Origin of the sequence: Virgibacillus sp. JSM 102003, from assembly GCF_041949995.1 — a bacterium.
Taxonomy (GTDB): Bacteria; Bacillota; Bacilli; order Bacillales; family Amphibacillaceae; genus Lentibacillus.
In genome coordinates this window covers 1-1,731 of record NZ_JBHFQH010000032.1, presented here as the reverse complement: position 1 = coordinate 1,731, position 1,731 = coordinate 1, and the positions used below count along the sequence as shown (strand labels likewise).

General features: G+C 43.8%; 1 protein-coding gene. It reads left to right on the top strand.

Features of this window, described 5'->3' with window-relative positions; genetic code table 11:
* Positions 1-266: 266 nt before the first annotated feature.
* On the top strand, positions 267-1,622 hold the full coding sequence (gene ltrA / locus ACE1TG_RS19645; RefSeq protein ID WP_375054085.1) for a group II intron reverse transcriptase/maturase: 1,356 nt from the start codon (positions 267-269) through the stop codon (positions 1,620-1,622).
* The last annotated feature ends 109 nt before the right edge of the window (positions 1,623-1,731 follow it).

Below are 1,731 nucleotides of genomic sequence, written 5' to 3'. Positions count from 1 at the left end.
CTGGAAAACAACATTCCATGTAGCGTGAAAATGGCGAGCTAGGTGGAACTTCCCCGGGGTCAGTGAGCCAGGCATGTTAACAGTAGATTGTGCGGCAACTCGGGAGACCCTGTTAGCTCTTTTGTGGCCAGTACTATGACAGGAACAGCACAAGAGTATGTCGAAGCGACCGATTAAAAGGGAGTTAGACAGATGGCTGCAGGGAGTCGGATGATTCCATAGTACTGACGATACTGGTGTAATGCCAGCGGAGGGAAGGGAATCACATGACATCAATCTTGGTAAGGAAACAGATGCTACACGCGGAGGTAGGGAAACAGATGATAACGAAATTAGCAAGAATAGCGGAAGTTGCAAAGACGAAACCTAATGAACGGTTCACCTCTCTAGTACACCTGTTGAATAAACAGGGACTAAAGGATTGTTATCTAGAACTTCCAGCTGGTAAGGCGGCTGGAATAGATAAACAAACCAAAGAAAAGTATGGAATGAACCTAGAAGCAAATCTGGAAGATTTGGTGGCTCGAATGAAACGGCAGGCATATAAGCCACAAGCGTCAAGGAGAACCTATATTCCAAAAGACGAGAAAAGTGTTAGGCCATTAGGTATTCCGGCATTTGAAGATAAAATCGTTCAAAAGGCCATGAGCAGAATCCTGAACGCTATTTATGAACAGAAGTTCAAAGGATTTTCTTATGGCTTTCGACCAGGAAGAAACCAGCATCAAGCATTACAGGATTTGGATAAACATATCATGCATCCAGCGTGTCGATATGTGGTGGATGCAGATATTAAGGGATTCTTTAATCATGTAGACCATGACTGGTTAATGAAATTCCTGGAGCATGATATCGCAGACCCTAACTTTCTTCGACTAATCAGACGCTTTCTAAAAGCTGGGATAATGGAGGATGGAAAGTTCGAGGCTACAAGGGAAGGAACGCCTCAAGGAGGCGTGATATCACCAATATTAGCGAATGTCTATCTCCATTACGTACTGGACCTATGGTTTGATGTATATGTGAAGCGAAAAGCGTGCAAAGGGAAAGCAGAAATAACACGCTTCGCCGATGACTTTGTGTGTTGCTTCGAAAGGAAGGATGACGCAGACCTATTCTATGCCGAATTACAACAAAGATTAAAGAAATTTAATTTAAGTGTTGCCGAAGAGAAAACCAAAATTATCCGATTTGGCAGAGGTGCAGAAAATGGAGGGGACGGGAAACCAGGAACATTTGATTTCCTCGGGTTCCGCCACTATTGGGGTAAGGGTAAGAATGGAAAACATCGACTCAAACGTAAAACAAGTCCAAAGAAATTCCAAATGCGAATGAGGGATTTCACGGCTTGGATTCGGAAGAATCGACACATGCCTGAACCGGAATTGGTAGAGTCCATTCGAAGGAAACTACAAGGACACTACCAATATTATGGGGTGTCAGACAACTTTGACGGAATCAATGCCTATTTCCGAGAGGTCCTTCATTTAACAAGAAAATGGAGGAACAGACGGAGTCAGAAAAAGTCGTTTACGATTGAGAAGTTTAACATGTTTCTCGCAAGAAATCCACTACCTAAACCCAGAATCATGGTGAATTTATATGCTAGTAAACGTCTTTGACATGGACGTTAAGGGTGTCATGAAGAGCCGTATGCCTTAATTGGGCACGTACGGATCTGTGAGGGGTAAGGGGCACAATCCCAAAGGAGAGGCCCCGCCTACTCGACTA

Coding starts and splice junctions, on each gene's coding strand:
- ltrA (WP_375054085.1), top strand. CDS start 267: ATGACATCAATCTTGGTAAGGAAACAGATGCTACACGCGGAGGTAGGG.